We start from the raw sequence: 26,202 nt of genomic DNA, 5'->3' as shown, positions 1-26,202 counted from the left end.
GAGTTTCAATATCGGACGGTGAGATCGCAGTTTATCCGGGATTAATTTCTACAATAACTCACCTTCACAAGGAGCGTTTTATGAAGCCGGAAAACAAAATCCCCGTACTCGACAAAATTTCGGATGAAATGAAAAGCGTGGTGAATTTTCATCGCGACGATTTGCCGCCGTGGCCCGCTGCCGATGACTTCGTGGCCCAGCGCCAACACTACATTCATGAGCGGCGGCTGTGGAATGCCGATGCCCCGCAGATGCATACCCGAGAATGCGTGATTTCTACCGCGTGCGGCCCCGTTGCCACACGCATCTACGCTCCGCAGCCCCAAAGCCAGGCCACGCTGTATTACCTGCACGGCGGCGGTTTTATTCTCGGTAATCTGGATACCCATGACCGTATTATGCGTTTACTTGCGCATTACACCCAGTGCACGGTGATCGGCATCGACTATTCGCTGGCGCCGGAGGCCCGCTACCCACAAGCCATCGAAGAGATCGTCGCCGTCTGCCAGTACTATCATCAACATGCTGGCGACTATTCCCTCAATATCAATACGATTGGTTTTGCGGGCGATTCCGCCGGAGCCATGCTGGCGCTTGCCAGCGCGCTGTGGCTGCGGGATAAACGCATTGCCTGCGGCAAGGTGGCTGGCGTGCTGTTGTGGTATGGGCTTTACGGGCTACAGGATTCACTGAGCCGACGGCTGATGGGCGGAGCGTGGGATGGGTTAACCCGCGAGGACTTGCAGATGTATGAAAACGCGTACCTACGTAGCGCTGACGATCGCGAGTCACCGTACTATTGCCTGTTTAATAACGACCTGACGCGTGACGTGCCGCCGTGTTTTATCGCCGGCGCGGAGTTCGATCCACTGATTGACGATAGCCGCTTATTATTCCAGACGTTACAGGCGCATCAGCAGCCCTGCCAGTACAAAATGTATCCCGGTACGCTGCACGCCTTCCTGCACCATTCGCGGGTGATGAAAACCGCCGATGAAGCTCTGCAGGACGGCGCGCGTTTCTTTAAGCAACAGCTTTAGCGGTAGGCGGCGGTCAGTTTAACCATCATTTCGATATGTTCCGGTGTGGCATTCAACGCCGGAATATACTCATATTGCTTACCGCCAGCCTCAAGGAAAATCTCCCGGTTTTGCACCGCTATCTCTTCCAGCGTTTCGAGGCAATCAGCCGCGAAGCCCGGACACATAACCTGGATATGTCGGGTTCCTTTCTCCGCCAGCATTTTTAACGTTTCGTCGGTATACGGCGTCAGCCAGGGTTCGCGGCCAAAGCGAGACTGGAAGGTCATCATGACTTTTTCCGGCGGCAGACCAAGCGCTGAAACCAGCTCACGCGTCGTATCGCGACAGCGCTGCGGGTAGTCATCGCCTTCATCGGCGTAGCGCTGCGGAATGCCGTGGTAGGAGAGCAGCAGTAAATCAGGTTCGCCATGTTGAGCGAATGAATCCCGGGCACTCTTGGCCAGCGCATCAATGTAGCTGCTGTCATCGGCGTAATCACGAATAAAAGAGACGCTGGGAATACCACGTTTACGCGCTAAGATGCGCGCCAGCTCGTCCCAGACTGCTGCAACCGTCGAACAGGAATATTGCGGGTACAGCGGTAACACCACCATATGTTCCACTCCGCTTGCCAACAGTTCATCGACCGCGCTTTCGAGCGATGGCGAACCGTAGCTCATCCCCAGCGCGACAGGGGTATCAGGCAGACGTTGTGCCAGCGCCTGCTGTTGCGCCTTGCTGTAGACCATCAGCGGGGAACCGTCTTCCATCCAGATTGACTGGTACAGCTTTGCCACACGCGGCGCTCGCAGCGGCAAAATCACACCGCGCAGCAGCGGCCACCACAGTGTAGGGGACGTATCAACTACGCGTGGATCGCTTAAAAACTGGCGCAGGTAGCGCTTAACGGCTTCGGGAGTTGGGGCATCGGGAGTGCCGAGGTTTGCCAGCAGGATACCGGTTTTCGTCTGACGCATTACCGCCTCTTATCGATTCAAATTGTTGATAATTGTAGCGGAAAAGCGGTAAAGAAGAACTAATTGCTGTGAAAGGTAAGACGAGAATTTGCCTGATGGCGATGCGCTTATCAGGCCTACGAGATAATGGCAGACCTGATAAGAGGTTTATTACGCGAAAAAATTAGCCGAGGATTTTTTCCAGCGCTGCGCGCACGTCAGCAACTGCCTGAGTGCCATCAACTTTCGCGTATTTGGTGTTACCCGCCTGCGCTTCTTTAGAGTAGTAGCCAATCAGCGGTGCGGTCATCTGATGGTATTCCACCAGGCGCTTACGTACGGTCTCTTCCTGATCGTCTTTACGGGTGGTCAGCTCTTCGCCGGTCACGTCGTCTTTGCCTTCAACCTTAGGCGGGTTGAATTTGATGTGGTAAACGCGGCCAGAAGCAGCGTGTACGCGGCGACCGACGATACGGTCAACGATCAGTTCGTCAGGTACGTCAAACTCCAGAACGTAGTCCACGTTGATGCCCGCTTCTTTCATGGCGTCTGCCTGCGGAATAGTACGCGGGAAGCCATCAAGCAGGAAACCATTACGGCAGTCTTCCTGAGCAATACGCTCTTTTACCAGCGCGATCACCAGCTCATCAGTCACCAGCTTACCGGCGTCCATGATGTCTTTCGCTTGTTTGCCCAGCTCGGAGCCAGATTTCACGGCGGCACGCAGCATATCACCGGTGGAGATTTGCGGAATACCATACTTCTCCATGATGAACTGAGCCTGAGTTCCTTTACCCGCGCCCGGAGCGCCAAGCAGAATGATACGCATTACGAAAATCCCCTTAAAGGTTGTCGATATTTTTTAAAAAGCGCTAAACGATACCACCATCACGCAATTGGCTCAAGGAAGGTAGTCTGCGCTGAAACGGTTAATGGCGGGAAAATTGAAAATAAGGAAAGAAATTGCCGGATGGCGGTGTAAACACCTTATCCGGCCTACGATCAAAAAGATGTTGTAGGCCGGATAAGCGTTAGCGCCATCCGGCATTACATTACAGGTATCAGGATACCAGCAACTGGTTCATACGACGAATGAACTGGTTCGGGTCTTCCAGCGTGCCGCGCTCGGCAAACAGCGCCTGATCCAGCAGCAGCTCAACCCACTCTTTGAACTGTGCTTCGTCCTGAGTATCCGCCGTGCGTTTTACCAGCACGTGGTCCGGGTTCAGTTCAAAGATATATTTCACTTCCGGTACGGCCTGGCCCGCAGCGGCAAACAGTTTCGCCATCTGGGTGCTCATTTCATCCGCATCGGTGGTAACGATGGCTGGCGTGTCGGTCAGACGGTGAGTCAGACGCACTTCTTTCACGCGGTCACCCAACAGGGTTTTCACACGCTCAACGAACGGCGTCAGCGCTTTTTCCGCTTCTTTTGCCGATTCGTCAACTTCATCCGCCAGCTTGTCGATGGACTCGTCAGCTTTAGCAACGGACTGGAATGCCTTACCGTCGAACTCGGTCAGGTAGTTCATCATCCACTCATCGATGCGGTCAGAAAGCAGCAGCACTTCGATGCCTTTCTTACGCAGCAGTTCCAGGTGCGGGCTGCTCTTCGCCGCCGCATAGCTGTCTGCAGTGATGTAGTAGATTTTCTCCTGCCCTTCTTTCATTCGCGACACGTAATCTTCCAGCGACACGGTTTGCGCGGAGGAGTCAGTGTGCGTAGACGCGAAGCGCATCAGTTTAGCGATCGTTTCCTGGTTGGCGTGGTCTTCCGCCGGGCCTTCTTTCAGCACCAGGCCGAACTGCTTCCAGAAGGTCTGGTATTTTTCCGCGTCGTCTTTCGCCAGTTTTTCCAGCATCTGCAGTACGCGTTTGGTCAGCGCGCTGCGCAGGTTACGGGTGACGGTGCTGTCCTGCAGGATCTCGCGAGAAACGTTCAGCGGCAGATCGTTGGAATCTATCAGACCGCGGACAAAGCGCAGGTAGTTCGGCATGAACTGCTCGGCATCGTCCATGATGAAGACACGCTGGACGTACAGTTTCAGACCATGCTTGTGATCGCGGTTCCACATATCCCACGGCGCCTGCGACGGGATATACAGCAGGCTGGTGTACTCCTGCTTACCTTCCACACGGTTGTGGCTCCAGGTCAGCGGGTCAGTGAAGTCGTGGGCGATGTGCTTGTAGAATTCGTTGTACTCGTCGTCTTTGATTTCCGACTTGTTACGGGTCCACAGCGCCTGCGCCTTGTTGATTTTTTCCCAGGAAACCACGGTCTCGCCGTCTTTCTCTTCGGATTTTTCGATCTCTACCGGCAGCGCAATATGGTCGGAATATTTGCTGATGATGGAACGTACGCGCCAGTCATCGAGGAACTCGTCTTCGCCTTCACGCAGATGCAGAGTAATTTCGGTACCACGGTCTTCTTTGGTAATATCAGCAACGGTGTACTCGCCTTCGCCCGCAGATTCCCAGAACACGCCGTTTTCCGGTTTATCACCCGCAGCACGGGTACGCACGGTGACTTTGTCCGCCACGATGAAGGCAGAGTAGAAACCAACCCCGAACTGACCGATCAACTGGCTGTCTTTCGCCTGATCGGAGCCCATAGATTCGAGGAAAGATTTGGTGCCGGATTTCGCAATGGTCCCCAGATGATCGATAACGTCATCACGGTTCATCCCCACGCCGTTATCGGCAATGGTCAACGTACGCTTATCTTTATCGAAGGAAACACGCACACGCAGCTCACCGTCACCTTCATACAGGTCCGGGTTAGACAGTGCGCGGAAACGCAGCTTGTCTGCCGCATCCGAGGCGTTAGAGATAAGCTCACGCAGGAAGATTTCTTTATTGGAATACAGAGAATGGATCATCAGGTGCAGAAGCTGTTTTACTTCTGACTGAAAACCACGAGTTTCTTGTCCTTTCATGTAGATCTACCTCAACAATGCCATATTCAATGGTAAAAACACGTTGAGGGTGAAATGGGGACAAGCGGGAAGGATTTCAAGCGGAAGCCGCCGTCGCGGCCTCCGTTTGTTCAGAATTTAATCTTGTGTCGTCCTGCCAGAGAGTGCGACAGCGTGGTGCCATCGACCATTTCCAGCTCGCCGCCTACCGGAACGCCATGGGCGATACGGCTGGCTTCAACGCCATATTGCATGCAAAGCTCAGCAATATAGTTGGCGGTCGCCTCTCCTTCGACCGTGGGATTGGTCGCCAGAATCAGTTCGTTGATTTGCTCAGACGCCAGTCGCTGTTCAAGACGATCCAGCCCGATATCATCAGGCCCGATACCGTCCAGCGGCGACAGGTGTCCCATCAGCACGAAGTAACGTCCGGAAAATTGCCCGGTTTGCTCAATGGCGTAGATGTCCGCCGGACTCTCCACCACGCAAATCTGACCGTTTTCCTGGCGACGCGGGTTCGAACAGATGTTGCAGACGTCTTGCTCTGTGAAGGTGCGGCAATCGGCACAGTGGCCGATTTCCGACATCGCCTTCGTTAACGCCTGCGCCAGACGCATCCCGCCGCTGCGATCGCGCTGAAGCAGCGTGAACGCCATGCGCTGCGCCGACTTCGGGCCAACGCCCGGCAGACAGCGCAGTGCTTCCATAAGCTGAGTTAACAGCGGGCTGGTTTGCATCAGAACGGCATCTTAAAGCCAGGCGGCAGCTGCATTCCGGAAGAAACAGAGGCCATCTTCTCTTTCTGCGTCTCTTCAATGCGACGCGCCGCGTCGTTGAATGCCGCAGCAACCAGGTCTTCCAGCATCTCTTTGTCGTCTTCCAGCAGGCTTGGATCGATCTCCACGCGACGGCAGTTATGCGCGCCGTTGATGGTCACTTTTACCAGACCCGCGCCAGATTCGCCGGTCACTTCCAGCTTGGCGACTTCTTCCTGCATCTGCTGCATTTTTTCTTGCATCTGCTGGGCCTGTTTCATCAGGTTACCCAGACCGCCTTTACCAAACATAGGCTTCTCTCTCAATCACGTTAAGGGATGACGACCGTCAAACCATTAGGCTGACGATCAAATGGGGCGAATACTCTCTTCGTCCAGCTCCGCATCGAAAAAACGACGCAGCGTCTGGATGTTATTATCCGCAATAATCGACTCACGCGCCTGCGCGAGCTTCTCTTCATAAATGGCCTGACGCCACTCCAGCGGCGTACGCACCGCAGGATTATCATCTTCAACGATGGTCAATTCAACCGTTGACCCCGTTAAGGAACTCAGTGCTTCGGCCAGTTTTTGCTGCGCGCCGCTGGAATTAAGGTGTCGCTGCGTGGAACGCAGGTGCAGGCAAACCACGTTGCCATTCTCTTCTTTCCAGGCATTAAGCGCCACCTGCTCTACCAGTTTAGGCAGCGAGAGCTGGCTCACCTGGGCGGCCCACGGGTCGCGTTCAATGGCTTCAGCCGCAAGCTTTGCCGCCAGTTCCGGCGTTTTTTCATGCTCGAGCGCTTTTTTCAGCGCTTTCGGCGTGGCGACGACTTCTTTGACTTCTGCAACAGGATTGGTCGCTTTCCAGCGATACGCTTCTTTCTTCGCCGGTGCTTTTTCCAGCGCAGAGACTGCCGGACGCGCCTGAACACGTTCCGACACCGAAGCCAGTCTTTCCAGCGCAGCATTATTCACCGGCCGCGCGCGGGAAGCGGCTGCCGGTTCACTCTTTTTTGCTTTGGTTGCTCCCTGAGCACGTTGCAGTTGACTGCGCGCCGCCAGCACCTGACTGGTGGCATCGGAAAGCGGCACATTCTGTTGCTGTTGCGCTGGCGCAGGTTGCTGCTGTGGCACCTGCTTCGGGGTCATTACCGCTGTGGGTGCGACCGGGGCAAACGACTGGCGCGGGACTTCAGGTTCCGGGAGCGGCATGCACGGATGAAAAGCCAGCGCACGCAGCAGCGTCATTTCGACGCCCATTCGCCTGTCCGGCGCATACGGCAGTTCTTTGCGCCCAATTAACAGGGTCTGGTAGTAAAGCTGCACATCGGTAGGCGGTACAATTCGCGCCAGTTCACGCATACGCTGTTCAATGGCGGCCATATCGCTACCGAGCGCAGCAGGTGAAAGCTGAACCATGGCAATACGATGCAGCAAAGCCGACATCTCAACCAGCAGCGCTTCCCATTCGATACCACGCGCGGCAGCGTCGTTCACCAGCGTCATCACGCGTTCGCCGTCCGCAGCCACAACCGCTTCAACAAGCGAGAGCGCCTGGTCGTCGTCCAGCGTGCCGAGCATGGTGCTGACCGCGTCGGTCGAGACCTGACCATCACCGCTGGCAATCGCCTGATCGGTCAGGCTTAGCGCATCGCGCAGGCTGCCGTCCGCGGCACGAGCCAGCAGTTGCAGCGCACGCGGTTCATGGGCGATATGCTCTTCTTTGAGAATATGCTCAAGCTGATGGCGAATCTGTTCGACATCCAGCGCTTTAAGATGGAATTGCAGACAGCGCGACAGGATGGTCACCGGCAGCTTCTGCGGATCGGTGGTCGCCAGCAGGAATTTGACGTGCGCGGGCGGCTCTTCGAGCGTTTTCAGCAAGGCGTTAAAACTGTGGCGCGACAGCATGTGCACTTCGTCGATCAAATAGACCTTAAAGCGACCGCGCACGGGCGCATACTGAACGTTATCCAGCAGATCGCGAGTATCTTCGACTTTGGTGCGTGAGGCGGCATCGATTTCAATCAAATCGACAAAACGCCCCTGCTCAATTTCCCGGCAGTTATCGCACACGCCGCACGGCGTAGCGGTGATGCCAGTTTCACAGTTTAATCCCTTCGCCAGCAAGCGGGCGATAGAGGTTTTTCCGACGCCACGGGTCCCGGAAAACAAATAAGCATGATGAATACGCCCTAACGACAAGCCGTTCGCCAGTGCCGTCAGCACATGTTCCTGGCCGACGACGTCAGCAAAGGTTTGTGGGCGCCATTTTCGGGCTAAGACCTGATAACTCATTGGCAGGCTCTGAAAGGCTGGAGGGTGGATTCACAGGAGGGTAATGCTAACACAACCTCGCAGCAACGGCGAGGTTGACACGTTATATTCGGGCGTTATCGTTGCAGTCAGTTTGGTTTCGGGCAGCGCACAGAAACCGGAGCGTACACGCAGTACGTGAGGATTTCGAGCACTGACCGGGGCCAAAATGGCAAAAAAGATAGCCCTAAATTAGTGGCCCGGGAATGGAACCAGGCTATAACAGGTCAGCCCCTGCTTTTCCAGACGCTGCTCGCCGCCCAGATCAAACAAGTTAATGATAAAGGCAGCATCGGTCACTTCGCCACCCAGACGGCGGATCAGCTTCACGGTCGCTTCAATCGTGCCGCCAGTTGCCAGAAGATCGTCCACAACCAGGACTTTATCACCCGGTTTGATGGCATCAACGTGGATTTCCAGCTGATCGGTGCCGTACTCCAGCTCATAGGTCTCAGCAATAACTTCACGCGGAAGCTTACGCGGTTTGCGTACCGGAACAAAGCCGACGCCCAGCCCCAACGCTACCGGCGCGCCAAACAGGAAGCCACGCGCTTCGGTGCCAACCACTTTAGTGATCCCCGCATTTTTGTAGCGCTCAACCAGCAATTCAATGCTGAGGGCGTAGGCTTTCGGATCTTCCAGTAAACTGGTGACATCACGGAAAAGAATGCCCGGTTTTGGGTAGTCGTGGATGCTTTTGATGCTATTTTTGAGAAACTCAAGCTGCTGTGCAGTCGCGGTCATAAGTTTGTGCCTGATTAATACAGTATTACTTCACGGCGCACTATACACTTCATCCTCGACGTATCTTGAATGATTTTGTGTCTATATTAGGGCCAAGGTTACACTTGGTTAACCTTTGACCATCTGCGCCTGTGCTCGAAAACGGTCGAATTTACTGGCTGCGAGAGACAATTGCAACAGCGATTATTGCGCTTTACTGCTTTTGTTGTTTTTCATCAATCACCGGGATCCGCCACATAAAAATCAGTAAACAGGCGAGAATAACCAGCAGCAGGCCGCGTACCCACATCATATTGACCAGCCAGAGGGAAATAGCAAACGTCACCAGAATCAACAAAATAGCGCGCGGTTTTGCTCCCGGCGGCATCGCGCGATGTTTTTGCCAGTGACGCAGATACCCGCCGAACCACGAACGGTAAAGCAACCAGTCGTGAAAACGCGGCGATGAGCGGGCAAAACACCAGGCGGCCAGCAGTATAAACGGCGTCGTCGGCAACAGAGGCAATACTACGCCCAGCGTACCTAGCACTACCGCTATCCAGCCAATGATGATTAGAATAATGCGTTGCATAATATCAGTACTTAACACAGAGAATCGCTACTTTAGCATAACAGTTCTCATTTTCATCGGAGTGTTGTTGTGAAAACCGCCATGCTGTTACAGACGCTCGAAAACCAGCTTAACCGCCTGCGACAGCGTTGTGCTCCGCTGGCGCACCACACAACGCTTAGCGCCCGCTTTGACAGGCATCTGTTTCACACGCGCAGCACATTGCTGCAGGCCTGCCTGGATGAAGCTGACGATAATCTTACTGCCCTACGTCGCGCCGTTGAGCAGCAACAACTACCACAAATCACCTGGCTTGCGGAACACCTTGCCTCACAGTTAGAGGCGATTTCACGTGAAACTGCCAGTTGGTCGCTACGCGAGTGGGACAGCGCATCTCCAGGTCTGGCGCGCTGGCAGCGCAAGCGGGTCCAACATCAGGAGTTTGAACGCCGTCTGGTTGAAATGACGCGTGAACGCAAAGAGCGTCTGGCTCAGGCTACCGGCTTTGCAGAACAGCAAAGACTGCATCGTGAAGTAGAAGCATTCGAGGCGCGACTGGCGCGCTGCCGTCATGCTCTGGCAAGAATAGAAAACGTGTTGGCGCGTTTAACCCGTTAATCCCCGGAGAATTTATGTCATTAGAGAACGCCCCGGACGAGGTCAAACTGGCCGTCGATTTGATTGTTTTACTTGAGGAAAATCAGGTTGCACCTGAAACCGTACTGAAGGCGCTGGAGATTGTTAAACGGGATTACGAAAAGAAACAGCTCTCTTCTTCAAAAAACGCGCTATAGCTGAAATGCCTGATAGCGTTGCACTTACCAGGCCTACGAATGAATCGAAGCTCGCAGGCCTGATGAGTTTTTCTATTAACCTACCGAAGGCGTCGGATCATCACCTTTAATGATGTCACGCTTAACCTCGGTCACGGTGTCGCCCTTCGCGTTGTGCAGGTGCACTTCAAGCTGGTTAAAGGCGATATCAATGTCGTTTTCACGGCACAAACGATCGACCGCACGGTTCAGTTCATCAACCGTGTGACTACGATCGCGCAGTTCACGCACGTATAAACGCAGTTCATGATCCAGCGTGCTGGCGCCGAAGGCGGTAAAGAACACAGCAGGCTCCGGATCGTGCATCACTTTCGGGTGTTCCATCGCCGCCTGCAGCAGCACTTTCTTCACTTTGTCCAGATCCGAACCGTAGGCCACGCCGATGCGGATCACCAGACGCGTGGTGGTATCGGAAAGCGACCAGTTGATCAAACGCTCCGTCACAAAGGCTTTGTTCGGGATGATCACCTCTTTGCGATCGAAGTCGGTAATGGTGGTGGCACGGATACGGATCTTGCTGACCGTTCCTGAGAACGTACCGATAGTCACGGTATCGCCGATGCGGACCGGGCGTTCAAACAGAATAATCAGACCCGAAACAAAGTTACCGAAGATTTCCTGCAAACCAAAACCAAGACCAACCGACAGGGCTGCTGCCAGCCACTGTAGCTTATCCCACGAAACACCGAGCGATCCGAAGACCGTCATCGCGCCGATGGCGATGATCGCGTAGTTAAGGATCGTGGTGATCGCATACGAAGCGCCCTGACGCATCTTCAGTCGCGAGAGCACCAGCACTTCCAACAGGCCGGGTAAGTTACGGATCAGCGCCCACGCGACCATTGAGGCAATAATCGCAAACAGCAGGCTACCCATGGTGACGTCTTTCACCACTGCCGCACCCGCTTCGGTACCGTTGTAATGCCAGAGCGTAATGCTGTCGAGATAGCTGAACACGGTGATCAAATCAGACCAAATGGCCCAGAACAAGACACCAAACAGGGCAACCATCACCAGCATAGTTATACGCAGCGTTTGCTGGTTAACCTGCTCAAGCGCGATGGTCGGTTCTTCCTGCGGTTCGGCACCTTCCGCTCCTTCTTTCACCAGGTTCTGACGACGCGCCAGCGCACGACGCCAGGCGATACGGCGTGCCGCGACGCTCAACCCACGCAGCACGGTCTGGTACAGCAGGTTCCAGAGAATGACCAGATAAACCGTTTCAATCCAGCGTCCCGCCAGACGCAGCGTGGTGTAGAAATAGCCGGTCGCCGTCAGCACCATTAATGCTATCGGGATAATAGACAGCACGGTAATCGTCACCAGACGCAGACCATGCGACTCTTTATCACGCCAGCTTTCGCGGCACATTGGCCATACCAGGAAGGCGATCAGCAGCAGGTTGAGGAAAATCACCACCTGACCCAGCACATCGTCCATCAGATTGAGCGGTGACAGTTCAGCAATGACCGACCAAAAATTAAGCGGCAACAGCGCCAGGCTAATACGCACGATTTGGCGGCGCCAATGGCTAGTTTGTTTTGCTGGCATACCAAAATGACGAATTGCCACGCCATCTTTTTCCAGCACCTTCCAGCACAAACCAAACACCAGCCAGAAGACTGTCATCTTCTTACTGAACGCCCACAGTAGGTCGCTGATATTCAACTGCATGGTAAGCAGAATCAGACCTACCGCAAGGATAATCAGGCACGCCGGCAAGGCTCTGATGAGATCGATCAGAATCGCTTTTGGCGTGTTGAGCTGACTGTCATTACGCAGGTTACCCACCGCAGCGGCTAATTTCGCCTGATACTCTTTCAACCATTTCAGACGCCAGCGGATTAACCCGGCAATGAGCAGCAGCGGCAATCCCGCCAGGAACGCAATAAATACTGCGGGCCACGCTTTTTCCCAGTTCACCGTGATTTTCATCGACTTAAACTGGTCTTTAAGCGTTTGCGGGAAAGCTTTGATCCAGTCCCAGTCCATCGGACGGTTACTGTTAACCCAGAAAATCTGCTGCGTGAGGATCCCTTTCAGGTTTTTCGACACGCTCATTAACTGCTGCTGGTTAATTTGCAGATTAATCGCCATCATCAGCTGGTTGCCCAGTTGCTTATTGAGCTGATCCAACAGTTCACGACGCATATCCACAACCTGCAGTAAGGCATCATGGACTTCGCCGTTAACTTCGTTGCTGTGCCCTTCTTCCAGTTTGGCGACAAACGCATCATTCTGGAACAGCGCGTCGCGCTGCTGGTTGACCTCGAACTGCTCCAGACGCAAGTCGGCGATCCGGTTGGTCATATCGGCAAGTTCATCCGCCGACGGCAGCGTTTGTTGTTGCTGATACAGAATACGCGACAGCAGCAGACTGCCTTTCAGAACGGCGATCTGTTCTTTAATGTTGCGTTCGGATTGCAGCGCGCGGTCAAGCCAGTTTTTGACTTTGATATTTTGCTGCATCAGGCTGTTGCCGTTTTCGGTCGCGGCAATCAGACGCTGGCTGAGCTGATGGTTAACATCAAGCTCCTGCTTCACTAACGGATTGGACTGAATACGCTCGGCTTCATCCGGCGTGACTGCTTCCTGCGCCGTTTTTTCGGTTAACGTCAGTCGCTTGCTGTTCACCGCTTCCTGCAGGAGCTGGAGCTGATGCTCAAGGCGGTTACTGTTCGCCGTCACGTAATCACGTTGTTTTTGCAAGGTATCTTGCAAAATCGTATTACCTTCAAGGCTCTTACGCTGTTGGTCGATCTGCGCATTCAGCAGCGCCTGCTGCGCCTGTAACAGCACCTGCTGGCTGGGGCGTAAAGCACCTTCGCCTACATTAGTGCCATCAAGTCGGTTGCGGATTTGCTGCATCTGCTGCGACGCGGTGTACATCGCATTTTGTACGCGCTCTGGCTGAGTCTGGAGCGACACCAGCTGGCTGTTATACGTGGCCAGATCGTTTTGCGAGCTTTGCAGGTCATCGAGCACCTGCGCGACGCGTGACTCAAGCTGTCGTAAGGAAAGCGTGCTCAGCGTTTTTCGCGTTTCGTCGTCATTGTCGACATCGCTGAGCGAATTTAGCGCATCCGTCGCCTGGCGCATTTTCTCCGGCGCCTGGGCCACTTTCTGGCGAAGCTGTACGGTCTCATCTTTCACGCGATCGATTTTATCCAGCGTGGCGATAGTATCGATGAGATCCTGTTGGACCAGCTTATCCTGCGCGGAGAGATCTTTTTGTTTACTCAGTGCGTCCAGTTGGCTCTGAATATCTGCTTTCGTCGGCAGTTCACCACTCTGTTGCGCCCGCGCAAATGCAGATGACTGGCAGGATAACAATAGAATGAAGAAAAGTATGCTAATAGCAATTACATGCTGTGAACGTTTATAGAGCTGCAACATAGTCATGAGAATGAATGTTTCTGAACCGGGAAAGTGACCGGAAATAGTCAAGCGGCAAGAATATCACGGCTGTGACCGGCAGAATAGCAGCAGGCAAAACGACCAGGAGAATTCCTGGTGCAGAATGGCAAACTAGCTTGTCTCTCCTGCCTGCAGGCGCAAGCTTGGGCAAAGCAGACACATCTCCAGCAGCACCGCCACGTACTGACGAGCCTCATTCTTCAGATCAAACGATTCGGGAGCAAATAACCAGTTCTCCATGATCCCGGAAATATAGCTACGCATTAACACCGCTACACGACGTGTGTTCAGGTTTTCCGGCAACATGTTGACATCCATACAGTGGCGTAACGTTTTTTCTATACGGTCATAGTTTTCCAGACACAGGCTACGTTCGACTAACTGAACTGATGCTATTTCCCCGACAAATTCGCATTTGTGGAATATAATCTCCATCAATAAACGTCGGCGTTCTTCTGTCACGGTAGTTTCAAGAACGTAAATTAAAATTTCTCTTAATACTGATAGTGGATCGTCAGGGAATTTTGCCTGATACTCAGTCTCTAACTCATCAATGTTAGGTTTTGCTAGCTCCCAGATTTCACTGAATAAATCCGATTTGTTTTTGAAATGCCAATAGATTGCACCGCGCGTCACACCAGCGGCTTTTGCGATCTCAGCCAGCGAGGTGGATGAGACCCCTTGTTGCGAAAACATACGCAGAGCGACATCAAGAATGTGTTGTCGTGTTTCCTGTGCTTGTTGTTTGGTTTTTCGTGCCATAGGTCAGTGAATTTACAGGCGTTAGATTTACATACATTTGTGAATGTATGTACCATAGCACGACGATAATATAAACGCAGCAATGGGTTTATGGGCTTTAAGCCATTGATCAATTTGAAATCGGACACTCGAGGTTTACATATGAACAAAAACAGAGGGTTAACGCCTCTGGCAGTCGTTCTGATGCTCTCAGGCAGCTTAGCGCTAACAGGATGTGACGACAAACAGGCCCAACAAGGGGGCCAGCAAATGCCAGAGGTTGGAGTTGTTACGCTCAAAACTGAACCTCTACAGATCACAACCGAACTTCCGGGTCGCACCAGTGCGTTTCGTATTGCTGAAGTTCGTCCTCAGGTTAGCGGGATTATCCTGAAACGTAATTTCACGGAAGGTGGTGACATCGAAGCGGGTGTATCTCTCTATCAGATTGATCCTGCTACTTACCAGGCCGCTTATGAAAGTGCAAAAGGCGATCTGGCTAAAGCACAAGCCGCAGCAAACATTGCTCAACTGACGGTGAAACGTTATCAGAAACTGTTGGGTACTAAGTACATCAGCCAACAGGACTACGATAGCGCGTTGGCTGACGCACAGCAGGCAAACGCCGCCGTTGTTGCCGCGAAAGCCGCGGTAGAAACTGCACGCATCAATCTGGCTTACACCAAAGTGACGTCACCGATCAGCGGTCGCATTGGTAAATCATCCGTTACGGAAGGCGCTCTGGTGCAAAACGGTCAGGCGACCGCACTGGCGACCGTTCAGCAGTTGGATCCCATCTATGTAGACGTGACGCAGTCAAGCAACGACTTCCTGCGCCTGAAACAAGAGCTGGCCAACGGCACGCTGAAGCAAGAAAACGGTAAAGCGAAAGTCGAACTGGTGACCAATGACGGCATTAAATACCCGCAGTCCGGTACGCTGGAATTTTCTGATGTGACGGTAGATCAAACCACTGGGTCGATTACGTTACGCGCAATTTTCCCGAACCCGGATCATACCTTACTGCCGGGTATGTTCGTCCGCGCACGTCTGGAAGAAGGGATTAACCCAACTGCATTATTGGTTCCACAGCAAGGCGTTACCCGCACACCGCGTGGCGATGCCAGTGCATTGGTTATCGGTGCAGACAACAAAGTTGAAACTCGTCAAATTGTCGCCGCACAAGCGATTGGCGACAAATGGTTAGTCACTGATGGACTTAAGCCGGGCGACCGCGTGATTGTTACTGGGCTGCAGAAAGTACGTCCTGGCGCGCAGGTAAAAGCGCAGGAAATCACCGCTGATAACAACCAGCAAGGCCAAAGCGGTAGCCAGCCTGAACAGTCCAAGTCTTAACTTAAACAGGAGCCGTTAAGACATGCCTAATTTCTTTATCGATCGCCCAATATTTGCGTGGGTGATCGCCATTATTATCATGTTGGCAGGGGGGCTCGCGATCCTCAAATTGCCGGTAGCGCAATATCCGACTATTGCACCGCCAGCAGTGACGATCTCCGCGACCTATCCTGGCGCTGATGCCAAAACAGTACAGGATACTGTTACGCAGGTTATCGAACAGAATATGAACGGTATCGATAACCTGATGTACATGTCCTCAAACAGTGACTCCACGGGTACCGTGCAGATCACCCTGACCTTCCAGTCTGGTACTGATGCGGATATCGCACAGGTACAGGTGCAGAACAAACTGCAGCTGGCCATGCCGTTGCTGCCTCAGGAAGTACAGCAGCAAGGGGTTAGCGTTGAGAAGTCATCCAGCAGCTTCCTGATGGTTGTCGGTGTTATCAACACCAACGGCACCATGACGCAGGAGGATATTTCCGACTACGTTGGCGCCAACATGAAGGATGCCATTAGCCGTACTTCAGGCGTGGGCGACGTTCAGCTGTTTGGTTCTCAGTATGCGATGCGTATCTGGATGGATCCGAACAAACTGAACAACTTCCAGCTGACACCGGTTGATGTAATCAGTGCCATCAAAGCGCAGAACGCCCAGGTTGCAGCCGGTCAGTTAGGTGGTACGCCGCCGGTGAAAGGTCAGCAGCTTAACGCATCGATCATTGCGCAAACCCGTCTGACCTCCGCTGATGAGTTCGGCAAAATCCTGCTGAAAGTGAATCAGGATGGTTCCCAGGTTCGTCTGCGTGACGTAGCGAAAGTGGAACTGGGCGGTGAGAACTACGACATCATTGCGAAGTTCAACGGTAAACCGGCATCCGGTCTGGGTATCAAGCTGGCAACAGGTGCTAACGCCCTGGACACCGCAAACGCTATCCGCGAAGAACTGAAGAAGATGGAGCCGTTCTTCCCGTCAGGTCTGAAGATCGTTTACCCGTATGACACCACGCCGTTCGTGAAAATTTCTATTCACGAAGTAGTGAAAACGCTGGCAGAAGCAATCATCCTCGTGTTCCTGGTAATGTATCTGTTCCTGCAGAACTTCCGCGCGACGCTGATTCCGACTATCGCCGTGCCGGTGGTACTCTTGGGTACATTTGCCGTCCTGGCGATTTTCGGCTTCTCAATAAATACCCTGACGATGTTCGGGATGGTGCTCGCCATCGGCCTGCTGGTGGATGACGCCATCGTGGTGGTCGAGAACGTTGAACGTGTAATGGCTGAGGAAGGACTACCGCCGAAGGAAGCAACGCGAAAATCGATGGGCCAGATTCAGGGCGCATTGGTGGGTATCGCGATGGTGCTGTCAGCGGTATTTATCCCAATGGCGTTCTTCGGGGGGTCGACCGGTGCAATTTACCGTCAGTTCTCCATCACCATTGTTTCCGCGATGGCGCTGTCTGTACTGGTGGCATTGATTCTGACCCCTGCCCTGTGTGCGACCATGCTCAAACCGATTGCTAAAGGCGATCACGGAGAAGGCAAAAAAGGCTTCTTCGGCTGGTTTAACCGCATGTTCGATAAGAGCACGCATCATTATACCGATAGCGTGGGCGGTATTCTGCGCAGCACCGGTCGTTATCTGGCGCTGTATCTGATTATCGTTGTGGGCATGGCCTATCTGTTCGTTCGTCTGCCAAGTTCGTTCCTGCCAGATGAAGACCAGGGGGTATTCCTGTCTATGGCTCAGCTGCCAGCGGGTGCGACGCAAGAGCGTACCCAGAAGGTACTGGACGAAATGACGGATTACTACCTGACCAAGGAAAAAGCGAACGTTGAATCGGTGTTTGCCGTTAACGGTTTCGGTTTTGCTGGTCGTGGTCAGAACACCGGCATCGCGTTCGTTTCTCTGAAAGACTGGAGTGAACGTCCTGGCGAAGAGAACAAGGTTGAAGCGATTACTCAGCGTGCAATGGGCGCATTCTCGCAGATTAAAGACGCGATGGTCTTTGCCTTTAACCTGCCAGCGATTGTGGAGTTAGGGACCGCAACCGGTTTTGACTTCCAGTTGATTGACCAGGCGGGTCTGGGCCATGAGAAGCTGACTCAGGCGCGTAACCAACTGTTTGGTGAAGTCGCGAAGCATCCTGATCTGTTGGTCGGTGTTCGTCCTAACGGTCTGGAAGATACGCCGCAGTTCAAGATCGATATCGATCAGGAAAAAGCGCAGGCTCTGGGCGTTTCCATTAGTGATATTAATACAACGCTGGGTGCAGCATGGGGCGGAAGCTACGTGAATGACTTCATCGACCGTGGTCGTGTGAAGAAAGTTTACGTCATGTCTGAAGCGAAATACCGTATGTTGCCGGAAGATATTGGAAACTGGTATGTCCGCGGTAGCGATGGACAGATGGTACCGTTCTCCGCCTTCTCTACCTCACGTTGGGAATACGGTTCGCCGCGTCTGGAACGCTATAACGGTTTGCCTTCCATGGAAATCTTAGGCCAGGCCGCTCCGGGTAAAAGTACCGGTGAAGCCATGGCGATGATGGAGCAACTGGCCAGCAAACTGCCATCCGGTATCGGTTATGACTGGACCGGTATGTCCTACCAGGAACGACTGTCCGGCAACCAGGCTCCTGCCTTGTATGCCATTTCACTGATCGTCGTATTCTTGTGTCTGGCAGCGTTGTACGAGAGCTGGTCAATTCCGTTCTCCGTAATGCTGGTTGTACCGCTGGGTGTTATCGGTGCATTGCTGGCAGCAACGTTCCGCGGCCTGACCAACGACGTTTACTTCCAGGTAGGCCTGCTTACAACCATTGGGTTGTCGGCGAAGAACGCGATACTTATCGTCGAATTCGCCAAAGACTTGATGGATAAAGAGGGTAAAGGTCTGATAGAGGCGACGCTGGACGCAGTACGCATGCGTTTACGTCCAATCCTGATGACGTCACTGGCCTTTATTCTGGGCGTAATGCCGCTGGTCATCAGCTCCGGCGCAGGCTCCGGTGCGCAGAACGCCGTTGGTACTGGCGTAATGGGTGGGATGGTGACGGCAACCGTGTTGGCGATCTTCTTTGTTCCGGTGTTCTTTGTGGTGGTACGCCGCCGCTTTAGCCGCAAAAATGAAGATATTGAGCATAGCCACTCAGTAGAGCATCATTGATACATCTCTAAAGATAAGGCCGCGCAAGCGGCCTTTTTTCTGGAAAAATCATAAAAATCACTTATTGCCATTCCGTTTATTTTCTATCGGGTAAATAAGCGATATAATCCTTGCAGCCTTAAAGGCTATTCTTAAAAAAACAGCGAGAGTTCTTATTTACTTTAATAAATATTAAGATTAATCCTATCCACTGGTTTTCATTGTCGGTTGTTGCCTTTCGTTGCTAAACCTAAACAAGATAACCCGATGATTGCCCGAAGAATAAAGAAACTGTCCCATTTCGAATTGCGGCATTTATCTGTTAAAATGTAAAAATGACGTAGCATCATAATTTTACATAATTGTAATTTTTCGTGATATGACGATGAAATCTTTTTTAGAGTAGATTATAGTTAAATCATCAGGAGTCGCGGGCAAGTTCCAGGTAGTTGTTGTATCCATCCCGAAAGGTGTTCGGTTAGTTTAAGCCACTAAGAAGGGGATGCGTTATGGATGAATACTCACCCAAAAGACATGATATCGCGCAGCTTAAATTTCTCTGCGAAACTCTGTATCATGACTGTCTTGCAAACCTTGAACAAAGTAACCATGGCTGGGTTAATGACCCTACCTCTGCAACCAGCTTGCAGCTCAATGAACTGATAGAGCATATTGCAACCTTCGCACTTAATTATAAAATTAAGTACAATGAGGACAATAAGCTGATCGCGCAGATAGATGAATACCTGGATGACACTTTTATGTTGTTCAGCAGTTATGGTATTAATACGCAGGATCTGCAGAAATGGCGGAAGTCAGGTAATCGACTGTTTCGCTGTTTTGTCAATGCCACCAGGGCTAATCCTGTTAGTTTGTCTTGTTAAAAATTATTACAATCATAGGTAAGAGTTATGTCCGATAAACCATTAACTAAAACAGATTATTTGATGCGCCTGCGACGTTGCCAGACAATTGATACGCTAGAGCGCGTTATTGAAAAAAATAAATATGAATTGTCCGACAACGAACTGGCTGTATTTTACTCAGCAGCAGATCATCGCCTTGCTGAATTGACCATGAATAAGCTTTACGACAAGATTCCAACTTCTGTTTGGAAATTCATTCGCTAATTGCACTCAAGGTTAAGTCAGGTATAGCGGCACATTTGTCTGGCTGACCGTTTTCGTATTTATACCTGTCATACTTCAAGTTGCATGTGCGTTGGCTTTCCTCGCTCACCCTAGTCACGTACTAATGTACGCTCCCAGGGATTCGCTGCGTCGCCGCCTTCCTGCAACTCGAATTATTTAAGGTATACAATGGTTATTTAATTCAAATCACGTGACAATGATCACAGCAAAGAAGCGGGAACGTTCCCCTTGCTTGCATTACGTTTTACTGTGCTGAAATAACCTTCAGTACACAGGGAAATCGTAATGCGTAATGAAAAGCAAAAAATGATCGCCGGCGAATACTATCGCCCGGCAGATGAAACGCTGCGCAGTGACCGACTACGCGCTCGTCAGTTGATCCATCGCTACAATCTCACCGCTCCCGATGAAAAAAATGAGCGTCAGGCATTCCTGCATGATCTGTTAGGTCAGAGTGAGGGTGCCTATATTGAACCCTCTTTCCGGTGTGATTACGGTTATAACATCTATCTTGGTAAAGACTTTTACGCTAATTTCGACTGCGTTATGCTCGACGTCTGTCCAATTCATATTGGCGACAACTGCATGCTGGCACCTGGCGTTCATATCTATACCGCGACCCATCCGCTGGATGCTACCGAGCGCAACAGTGGCCTTGAGTTCGGAAAGCCCGTGACTATCGGCAATAATGTCTGGATAGGTGGCCGTGCAGTGATCAATCCTGGCGTCACGCTGGGCGATAACGTGGTTGTGGCATCAGGCGCAGTAGTCACTAAAAGCGTTCCAGCGAACACCGTAGTTGGGGGCAATCCCGCAAGGATTATCAAAACGCTGTGATCTTAAATGTAACTGTTATGCTAAATTGCGGTTAATCTGTTACTTTCTTCAAAGGGTATCCCCTTTTAAAATAGGGCGATCCCTCCTGAATTTTGCAGATATCACGAAGGCAAGAGATGACAGAAATACAGCGCCTGCTTACTGAAACAATCGACGACTTAAATATTCGCGAGAAGCGCGACAACAAACCGCGCTTTAGCATCAGCTTTATTCGCAAACACCCTGGGCTGTTTATCGGCATGTATGTTGCCTGGTTTGCCACGCTGGCGGTGATGCTACAGTCAGAAACGTTAGTCGATTCAGTATGGCTGCTGGTGGTACTGTTCGTTGTACTCAACGGCTTTTTCTTTTTCGACGTTGCGCCACGGTACCGCTTTGAAGATATCGACGTTCTGGATTTTAGAGTTTGCTATAACGGAGAATGGTACAACACGCGCTTTGTCCCCTCCTCGCTCATCGATACTATCCTGCACTCACCGTCCGTGGATAGCGAACATAAAGCACAGCTGCAAAAGATGATATCGCGCAAAGGCGAACTCTCGTTTTACGATGTCTTTACGCTTACCCGCGCCCAGACCACCCAGTAACGGCATCTCAGCGCAGATAAAAAAAGTGCGTTCCTGCCCAGGCAACGCACTTTAATCCCTGAAATGCTGGCAAAGAAACTAACGTCTCTTTTTACGCCCCTGTACTGCTTTAAAGCGCGGATTCGTTTTGCAGATAACGTACAAACGCCCTTTGCGTTTTACTATCTGGCAGTCAGGATGGCGCTGTTTTGCGCTGCGAAGTGAATTGAGTACCTGCATTTTAACTCCGCTTAACGCCAATAAAATGACCAAAACGTTTTTGGAAACGTGCTGCACTACCTTCATTATCAAAGGTTTTTTGTTTCCCGGTATAATACGGATGCGATTTAGAAGAGATATCGAGGGTCACGTACGGGTACATTTCCCCCTCAAACTCAATTTCACGCTCAGTCTTAATGGTCGAACCGACCTTAAAGAATTCATTGGCACTGGTATCGTGAAACACCACGGTACGGTAAAAAGGATGAATATCCGGTTTCATGGCAACCTCGATTTGTTACGTTATAACATAACCAACAAAATACACCACTCTTGTACAAACCACAACCTGATTTACGCTACAGGGAGTTAAACGGGATGATAAGTGGCCGTAAATATATGATGTCAATCGAATAGCTTTTCGGGGTTTCAGATATACTTTCCCTACGCTGTGTAAATAAGGATATCACTGTGACAACACGACATCTGATAAGCCTGGTGACTGGGGTACTGTTCCTTTCCATCCTCGCGCCTGTAGGTTTAAGCCTGTGACTTGCACATCGTCAGGTCGAAACGAAATTTATCGATGAACTCGACATGTTTTCAACACGAGTCGCATTACGTACGGAACGCGTAGGCGAGCAGGCGAAAAAAGCATTACGCCATATTGAAGCATTTCAGGGGGTGCCTTGTAGTGATGAGCATCTGCTGGAAATGCGTCGTTTGTCATATAGCTATCGCTATATTCAGGAAGTGCTGTACCTCAAAGATAACGTTCCGCAATGCTCATCTCTGGAAAAAAGAAGCCAGGCAGACGCATTTCCACCCGCAATGAAAGTCACTCCTGATGGATATCGCGCATGGCTTACCACGCAAAATGATTTGGGCATCAAGCGCTTTATGGCAGCATTAGGGAGCGAACATTATATTGTGATGGTCGATCCGGGTTCTTTCATTGACGTCATCCCGTTTGGCTCATGGCCGATTGAAGTGACTATCATTGGCACCACGCGCAACGTCGTGGTTGCCAGTAGCGCCGATCTGCCATCGGACGTTTTGCAGCATATACAGCAAGAACGATCGATTACCCATTTTAACAAAGATGGCAGCATTTATAACGCCCGCCCCTTTCCTGAGTTGGGCATCACGATCGTAACCTGGGCGTCTACCCTGCCATTGCAAAAAACCTGGCACCGCCAGGCGCTGATCTGGCTCCCGGCAGGCATTCTTATCGGCTTGCTCACCGCCGCCTTTGTTTTGCGTATTTTGCGCCGCTTACAGTCGCCCCATCATCAGTTGCAGGACGCTATCCAGCATCGGGACATCAAAGTCCACTATCAACCAATTATCTCGCTCAAAACGGGGAAAGTGGTTGGGGCAGAGGCGCTGGCTCGCTGGCAGCAGGCCGATGGGAGTTATCTGTCACCTGAAATTTTCGTCGCGCTGGCGCATGAAACCGGGCTGACAGAGTCCCTCACCCGGTTGATTATTGAAAGCGTATTTGAAGATTTAGGCAAATGGCTGCGTCAGCATCCTGAGCAGCATATATCCATCAACCTTGAGTCAGCCGATCTGTCCTCCGAAACGCTTCCAGCCCTGTTAAGCCAGAAGGTGAACCACTGGCAACTTAAGCCTGCGCAAATCGCGCTGGAGCTAACTGAACGCGAATTTGCTGACCCAAAAAACAGCGCGCCGTTTATTGCCAAATACCGTCAGGCGGGTCATTCAATCTATATTGATGACTTTGGTACCGGCTATTCCAGCCTGAGTTATTTGCAGGATCTGGATGTAGACATTCTGAAGATAGACAAATCGTTCGTCGATGCACTGGAGTACAACAACGTCACGCCGCATATCATCGAGATAGCAAAAGCGCTGAAACTTGAGATGGTGGCGGAAGGTATCGAAACCGAGAATCAGGAAACCTGGCTACGCAAGCACGGAGTGCAGTACGGTCAAGGCTGGCTTTACAGCAAAGCGCTGCCGAAAACGGAATTTATACTGTGGGCAGAAAAACGGCTTTAACATGGCTGTTGATGTTGAGATGGCTGGCGGCACGCCGCACAGCCAGTCACATCACTCTTCCATAATGGGCGCAAATCCACCGTAGATCATTCGCTTGCCATCAAATGGCATAGATTCACCGAATTCCTTCATACGGGGATCGGACATCATCTTCTGATTCGCCGCGTCGCGGACCTCTTTGGAAGGGTATTCAATCCAGCTGAATACCACTTCTTCATGATCCTGCGCTTTCACAGCCATGCGAAAATCGGTCAATTTGCCGTCGGGGACATCATCTGCCCAGCACTCCACCACGCGCAATGCACCGAACTCCTTGAAAAGCGGAGCTGCTTTTGCCGCCATCGCAATGTACGCCTCCTTGTTTTCAGCGGGTACGGCAACCACAAAGCCATCAACATACTTCATGAGAAAAACCTCCGAAGTGTACTGCGCGGCAAGCCGATTCCGGCCGCGTCAGTCGAGGTTAAGTTTAGTCGCCAGCAGTCGATCGCGCCCCAGGCGTATTCTTGATGCGAATACGTGCCTGCGGCTGATGGCGAAACCACGGCAAGCAAAGCTGAATGAGCGGTCCGATAGCCAAGGCATACAGCACCGTACCAACCCCCACTGTTCCTCCCAGCAACCAACCGATAAGCAGCACCGACACTTCAATTGCGGTTCGAATTCGTCGTACTGGCCAGCCGGTACGTGCGTGGATACCGGTCATCAGACCATCACGCGGACCGGCGCCAAAACCGGCACCAATGTACAGGCTGGTTGCTAACGCATTCAAGATCACCGCTGACACCAACAGCCCGCTGCGCGCCAGCAGGGATTCAAATCCCGGAATCACCAGCAGCGCGGCATCTGCCGCCAGCCCGATCATAATCACGTTGCTCAACGTGCCAAACCCTGGACGCTGGCGCAGCGGTATCCACGCCAGCAGTACCAACACACCCACGGCAATGATCACCACGCCAATATTCATCGACAATAAATTGGCCACGCCCAGGTGAAACACGTTCCACGGATCGGCCCCTAAATCGGCACGGACAAACATCGCCGTCGACACACCGTACAGCGTCAGCCCGATAAACAGCTGAAGTAAACGACGCAGCATGCTTTTCCCCTCTCACTCTCAGATAACTTTCATCATCACCGCAATTGGCACTATGATTAATGTCCAGTTTTCAAAAAGTGGACTGCTATGTCATCACGCCGTTACGGAAGCCAGTCTTTGCAGCGCCTGCTCGGACACTGGCAGGAAAACCCCTCACGAACGCCCATCTGGCGACAGCTGGCAGAAGCGTTACGTCTGCTGATCCTTGATGGTCGACTGGCGCTGGATAGTCGCTTACCCGGCGAACGCGAGCTCGCTGCCGTTCTGCAAGTGAGCCGAACCACCGTCGCCAGCGCCATGGCGCAACTGCGTGAAGAGGGATATCTGGAAAGCCGTCATGGGAGCGGCTCACGGGTGATCCTGCCGGAACACATTCGTCATGTGCCTACACGAACCAGTACCGGTACAGCGCTGGATTTGTCCACGGCGGCGCTGAGTGCCGGTCCCGAAATTCACCATGCTTACCAACAAGCGCTGTTTGCGATGCCGCAGCATTTGCTGAGTTCCGGGTATCTACCACAGGGACTGGCGGTTTTGCGTGAATCCATCGCCCGGCATTATTGCGAACGCGGACTCCCGACGCAGCCCGATGAGATTATGGTCGTGAACGGCGCGGTCAGTGGCCTGGCGCTGATCCTGCGTTTACTCACCGGCCCTGGCGATCGCGTGGTGGTCGATCATCCCACGTATCCGCTGGCGATTGCCGCGATTCAAGGCGCATCATGTCGTCCCGTCGGTGTGTCGCTGCCCGAACACGGTTGGGATACGGCAGGTCTGGTCGCCACCATCGCGCAAACCGCACCGAGAATGGCCTATCTGATGCCAGACTTTCACAATCCGACCGGGCGTTGCATGGACGCTGCAACTCGCCAGGTCGTGGCAGATATTGCTGAAAGGACCCGCACCACGCTGGTGATTGATGAGACCATGGTGAACCTGTGGTATGACGCCCCACCACCACCGCCGCTTGCCGCATTCAACCGCGATGCGCCGATCATCCTGCTGGGATCTGCCGGGAAAAGCTTTTGGGGAGGATTACGCCTGGGCTGGATTCGGGCGTCGGCGCGAACCATTGCAGCGCTGGTACAAACTCGCGACACCTTCGATTTAGGCTCCCCGGTGCTTGAACAACTCGCCACCAGCTGGCTGCTGGATAATGCCGCCGACTTTCTTCCTGACAGAAGACGGCTACTCACATCGCAGCGAGATCTGTGCTCGGATCTGATGAACGCACATTTCCCGGAGTGGCAGTTTACCCAGCCACAGGGAGGACTCTCTTTTTGGGTTGAACTGCCCGATACGCTGGCAACGCTATTCGCTACGCGCGCCGAAATCGCAGGCATTCAGTTGGGAACCGGTACGCGTTTCGGTCTTGATGGTGCATTTGACCGCTTTTTGCGTATGCCCTTCACATTACCGGATGACACAACGCGTGCCGCCTTCCGGGTGTTGCAACCCATTTGGGATAACCTGCGTTTGCAGTCCAGCAGCGGGAAAATACGTAAAATAATCTAAACGACGAGTCAAAGGACTCGTCCTTGAATGCC

Annotated in this window: 24 protein-coding genes, 1 pseudogene and 1 other annotated feature; of the genes and pseudogenes, 11 read left to right on the top strand and 14 right to left on the bottom strand. The window is 52.3% G+C overall.

Annotation, left to right across the window (positions count from 1 at the left end; all coding sequences use genetic code 11):
* Positions 1 to 80 precede the first annotated feature (80 nt).
* On the top strand, positions 81 to 1,040 hold the full coding sequence (gene aes, locus WC1_RS18125; RefSeq protein ID WP_016149717.1) for an acetyl esterase: 960 nt from the start codon (positions 81 to 83) through the stop codon (positions 1,038 to 1,040).
* On the opposite strand, the gene hemH is transcribed toward aes, so the two are convergent.
* The 8 genes from hemH to WC1_RS18165 all read right to left on the bottom strand — a co-directional run bounded on the left by hemH (position 1,037) and on the right by WC1_RS18165 (position 9,281).
* Entirely contained in the window at positions 1,037 to 1,999 is a 963-nt protein-coding gene (hemH, locus tag WC1_RS18130) for a ferrochelatase (protein ID WP_016149716.1), read from the bottom strand. The two genes, aes and hemH, sit on opposite strands and share 4 nt — an antisense overlap.
* A 163-nt stretch (positions 2,000 to 2,162) precedes the next feature.
* Positions 2,163 to 2,807, bottom strand: a complete 645-nt coding sequence (gene adk / locus WC1_RS18135; protein WP_003021773.1) for an adenylate kinase — start codon at positions 2,805 to 2,807, stop codon at positions 2,163 to 2,165.
* 232 nt (positions 2,808 to 3,039) lie between these two features.
* The gene (gene htpG / locus WC1_RS18140) at positions 3,040 to 4,914 is read right to left on the bottom strand and encodes a molecular chaperone HtpG (protein WP_003021770.1); all 1,875 of its coding nucleotides are present in this window, start codon (positions 4,912 to 4,914) and stop codon (positions 3,040 to 3,042) included.
* Positions 4,915 to 5,024: 110 nt separating this feature from the next.
* A complete protein-coding gene (recR, locus tag WC1_RS18145; protein ID WP_003021767.1) occupies positions 5,025 to 5,630 on the bottom strand; it encodes a recombination mediator RecR in 606 nt (201 codons plus the stop codon).
* Entirely contained in the window at positions 5,630 to 5,959 is a 330-nt protein-coding gene (locus tag WC1_RS18150; RefSeq protein WP_003021764.1) for a YbaB/EbfC family nucleoid-associated protein, read from the bottom strand. The genes recR and WC1_RS18150 overlap by 1 nt, the downstream gene beginning before the upstream one ends.
* Positions 5,960 to 6,016: 57 nt before the next feature.
* Entirely contained in the window at positions 6,017 to 7,948 is a 1,932-nt protein-coding gene (dnaX, locus tag WC1_RS18155; protein ID WP_016149715.1) for a DNA polymerase III subunit gamma/tau, read from the bottom strand.
* Positions 6,620 to 6,684: a sequence feature (DnaX frameshifting element), on the bottom strand. Its footprint overlaps the gene before it by 65 nt.
* Before the next feature lie 210 nt (positions 7,949 to 8,158).
* A complete protein-coding gene (gene apt / locus WC1_RS18160) occupies positions 8,159 to 8,710 on the bottom strand; it encodes an adenine phosphoribosyltransferase (protein WP_003021759.1) in 552 nt (183 codons plus the stop codon).
* A 193-nt stretch (positions 8,711 to 8,903) separates the two neighbouring features.
* Entirely contained in the window at positions 8,904 to 9,281 is a 378-nt protein-coding gene (locus WC1_RS18165) for a DUF454 family protein (protein WP_003847534.1), read from the bottom strand.
* Between the two features lie 69 nt (positions 9,282 to 9,350).
* On the opposite strand from WC1_RS18165, the gene priC reads away from it, so the two are divergent.
* A complete protein-coding gene (gene priC, locus WC1_RS18170; RefSeq protein ID WP_016149713.1) occupies positions 9,351 to 9,878 on the top strand; it encodes a primosomal replication protein N'' in 528 nt (175 codons plus the stop codon).
* Between the two features lie 14 nt (positions 9,879 to 9,892).
* Positions 9,893 to 10,054, top strand: a complete 162-nt coding sequence (gene rsmS, locus WC1_RS23320) for a pleiotropic regulatory protein RsmS (RefSeq protein WP_003021750.1) — start codon at positions 9,893 to 9,895, stop codon at positions 10,052 to 10,054.
* Between the two features lie 75 nt (positions 10,055 to 10,129).
* Here the strand turns inward: rsmS and mscK are convergent, their stop codons facing one another.
* Together mscK and acrR are read right to left on the bottom strand one after the other, a co-directional pair.
* On the bottom strand, positions 10,130 to 13,495 hold the full coding sequence (mscK, locus tag WC1_RS18175; RefSeq protein WP_003835917.1) for a mechanosensitive channel MscK: 3,366 nt from the start codon (positions 13,493 to 13,495) through the stop codon (positions 10,130 to 10,132).
* A 126-nt stretch (positions 13,496 to 13,621) separates the two neighbouring features.
* Complete coding sequence (gene acrR / locus WC1_RS18180; RefSeq protein WP_003021744.1) at positions 13,622 to 14,272, bottom strand: multidrug efflux transporter transcriptional repressor AcrR; 651 nt, start codon at positions 14,270 to 14,272, stop codon at positions 13,622 to 13,624.
* A 141-nt stretch (positions 14,273 to 14,413) separates the two neighbouring features.
* On the opposite strand from acrR, the gene acrA reads away from it, so the two are divergent.
* The 6 genes from acrA (at position 14,414) to WC1_RS18210 (ending at position 21,333) form a co-directional block, all read left to right on the top strand.
* The gene (gene acrA, locus WC1_RS18185) at positions 14,414 to 15,607 is read left to right on the top strand and encodes a multidrug efflux RND transporter periplasmic adaptor subunit AcrA (RefSeq protein WP_003835922.1); all 1,194 of its coding nucleotides are present in this window, start codon (positions 14,414 to 14,416) and stop codon (positions 15,605 to 15,607) included.
* 22 nt (positions 15,608 to 15,629) lie between these two features.
* The gene (gene acrB / locus WC1_RS18190) at positions 15,630 to 18,779 is read left to right on the top strand and encodes an efflux RND transporter permease AcrB (protein WP_003021736.1); all 3,150 of its coding nucleotides are present in this window, start codon (positions 15,630 to 15,632) and stop codon (positions 18,777 to 18,779) included.
* 488 nt (positions 18,780 to 19,267) lie between these two features.
* The gene (tomB, locus tag WC1_RS18195) at positions 19,268 to 19,642 is read left to right on the top strand and encodes an Hha toxicity modulator TomB (RefSeq protein WP_003021733.1); all 375 of its coding nucleotides are present in this window, start codon (positions 19,268 to 19,270) and stop codon (positions 19,640 to 19,642) included.
* A gap of 27 nt (positions 19,643 to 19,669) precedes the next feature.
* Positions 19,670 to 19,888 (top strand): HHA domain-containing protein, encoded by a 219-nt coding sequence (locus WC1_RS18200; RefSeq protein WP_002892050.1) that lies wholly within the window; start codon positions 19,670 to 19,672, stop codon positions 19,886 to 19,888.
* Between the two features lie 306 nt (positions 19,889 to 20,194).
* Complete coding sequence (gene maa, locus WC1_RS18205; protein ID WP_016149711.1) at positions 20,195 to 20,746, top strand: maltose O-acetyltransferase; 552 nt, start codon at positions 20,195 to 20,197, stop codon at positions 20,744 to 20,746.
* Positions 20,747 to 20,862: 116 nt separating this feature from the next.
* The gene (locus WC1_RS18210) at positions 20,863 to 21,333 is read left to right on the top strand and encodes a YlaC family protein (protein ID WP_003021724.1); all 471 of its coding nucleotides are present in this window, start codon (positions 20,863 to 20,865) and stop codon (positions 21,331 to 21,333) included.
* Between the two features lie 78 nt (positions 21,334 to 21,411).
* Here the strand turns inward: WC1_RS18210 and ykgO are convergent, their stop codons facing one another.
* A complete protein-coding gene (gene ykgO, locus WC1_RS18215) occupies positions 21,412 to 21,552 on the bottom strand; it encodes a type B 50S ribosomal protein L36 (protein WP_005125190.1) in 141 nt (46 codons plus the stop codon).
* Position 21,553: 1 nt separating this feature from the next.
* Positions 21,554 to 21,814: a type B 50S ribosomal protein L31 gene (locus WC1_RS18220; protein WP_003835926.1), complete on the bottom strand. Its 261-nt coding sequence runs from the start codon at positions 21,812 to 21,814 to the stop codon at positions 21,554 to 21,556.
* A gap of 188 nt (positions 21,815 to 22,002) precedes the next feature.
* On the opposite strand from WC1_RS18220, the pseudogene WC1_RS18225 reads away from it, so the two are divergent.
* A pseudogene (locus WC1_RS18225) lies at positions 22,003 to 23,556 on the top strand (EAL domain-containing protein).
* A 51-nt stretch (positions 23,557 to 23,607) separates the two neighbouring features.
* Here the strand turns inward: WC1_RS18225 and WC1_RS18230 are convergent.
* On the bottom strand, positions 23,608 to 23,961 hold the full coding sequence (locus tag WC1_RS18230) for a DUF1428 domain-containing protein (RefSeq protein WP_003831033.1): 354 nt from the start codon (positions 23,959 to 23,961) through the stop codon (positions 23,608 to 23,610).
* A 64-nt stretch (positions 23,962 to 24,025) separates the two neighbouring features.
* Positions 24,026 to 24,655: a membrane protein YczE gene (locus WC1_RS18235; RefSeq protein WP_016149709.1), complete on the bottom strand. Its 630-nt coding sequence runs from the start codon at positions 24,653 to 24,655 to the stop codon at positions 24,026 to 24,028.
* An 87-nt stretch (positions 24,656 to 24,742) separates the two neighbouring features.
* On the opposite strand from WC1_RS18235, the gene WC1_RS18240 reads away from it, so the two are divergent.
* Complete coding sequence (locus WC1_RS18240; RefSeq protein WP_016149708.1) at positions 24,743 to 26,170, top strand: MocR-like transcription factor YczR; 1,428 nt, start codon at positions 24,743 to 24,745, stop codon at positions 26,168 to 26,170.
* The last annotated feature ends 32 nt before the right edge of the window (positions 26,171 to 26,202 follow it).

Source organism: Citrobacter sp. KTE30, from assembly GCF_000398825.1.
Classification (GTDB): domain Bacteria; phylum Pseudomonadota; class Gammaproteobacteria; order Enterobacterales; family Enterobacteriaceae; genus Citrobacter; species Citrobacter freundii.
The sequence above is the reverse complement of the archived record's forward strand: the minus strand, read 5'-3'. Positions and strand labels throughout refer to the sequence as shown.

Bases quoted from the DNA above. Each gene is read 5' to 3' on its own strand.
- WC1_RS18200 (WP_002892050.1), top strand. From the start codon at position 19,670: ATGTCCGATAAACCATTAACTAAAACAGATTATTTGATGCGCCTGCGA.
- recR (WP_003021767.1), bottom strand. From the start codon at position 5,630: ATGCAAACCAGCCCGCTGTTAACTCAGCTTATGGAAGCACTGCGCTGT.
- htpG (WP_003021770.1), bottom strand. From the start codon at position 4,914: ATGAAAGGACAAGAAACTCGTGGTTTTCAGTCAGAAGTAAAACAGCTT.
- aes (WP_016149717.1), top strand. From the start codon at position 81: ATGAAGCCGGAAAACAAAATCCCCGTACTCGACAAAATTTCGGATGAA.
- hemH (WP_016149716.1), bottom strand. From the start codon at position 1,999: ATGCGTCAGACGAAAACCGGTATCCTGCTGGCAAACCTCGGCACTCCC.
- WC1_RS18210 (WP_003021724.1), top strand. From the start codon at position 20,863: ATGACAGAAATACAGCGCCTGCTTACTGAAACAATCGACGACTTAAAT.
- acrB (WP_003021736.1), top strand. From the start codon at position 15,630: ATGCCTAATTTCTTTATCGATCGCCCAATATTTGCGTGGGTGATCGCC.
- WC1_RS18220 (WP_003835926.1), bottom strand. From the start codon at position 21,814: ATGAAACCGGATATTCATCCTTTTTACCGTACCGTGGTGTTTCACGAT.
- adk (WP_003021773.1), bottom strand. From the start codon at position 2,807: ATGCGTATCATTCTGCTTGGCGCTCCGGGCGCGGGTAAAGGAACTCAG.
- apt (WP_003021759.1), bottom strand. From the start codon at position 8,710: ATGACCGCGACTGCACAGCAGCTTGAGTTTCTCAAAAATAGCATCAAA.
- WC1_RS18240 (WP_016149708.1), top strand. From the start codon at position 24,743: ATGTCATCACGCCGTTACGGAAGCCAGTCTTTGCAGCGCCTGCTCGGA.
- WC1_RS18150 (WP_003021764.1), bottom strand. From the start codon at position 5,959: ATGTTTGGTAAAGGCGGTCTGGGTAACCTGATGAAACAGGCCCAGCAG.
- rsmS (WP_003021750.1), top strand. From the start codon at position 9,893: ATGTCATTAGAGAACGCCCCGGACGAGGTCAAACTGGCCGTCGATTTG.
- tomB (WP_003021733.1), top strand. From the start codon at position 19,268: ATGGATGAATACTCACCCAAAAGACATGATATCGCGCAGCTTAAATTT.
- maa (WP_016149711.1), top strand. From the start codon at position 20,195: ATGCGTAATGAAAAGCAAAAAATGATCGCCGGCGAATACTATCGCCCG.
- WC1_RS18235 (WP_016149709.1), bottom strand. From the start codon at position 24,655: ATGCTGCGTCGTTTACTTCAGCTGTTTATCGGGCTGACGCTGTACGGT.
- acrA (WP_003835922.1), top strand. From the start codon at position 14,414: ATGAACAAAAACAGAGGGTTAACGCCTCTGGCAGTCGTTCTGATGCTC.
- ykgO (WP_005125190.1), bottom strand. From the start codon at position 21,552: ATGCAGGTACTCAATTCACTTCGCAGCGCAAAACAGCGCCATCCTGAC.
- acrR (WP_003021744.1), bottom strand. From the start codon at position 14,272: ATGGCACGAAAAACCAAACAACAAGCACAGGAAACACGACAACACATT.
- mscK (WP_003835917.1), bottom strand. From the start codon at position 13,495: ATGACTATGTTGCAGCTCTATAAACGTTCACAGCATGTAATTGCTATT.
- dnaX (WP_016149715.1), bottom strand. From the start codon at position 7,948: ATGAGTTATCAGGTCTTAGCCCGAAAATGGCGCCCACAAACCTTTGCT.
- WC1_RS18230 (WP_003831033.1), bottom strand. From the start codon at position 23,961: ATGAAGTATGTTGATGGCTTTGTGGTTGCCGTACCCGCTGAAAACAAG.
- WC1_RS18165 (WP_003847534.1), bottom strand. From the start codon at position 9,281: ATGCAACGCATTATTCTAATCATCATTGGCTGGATAGCGGTAGTGCTA.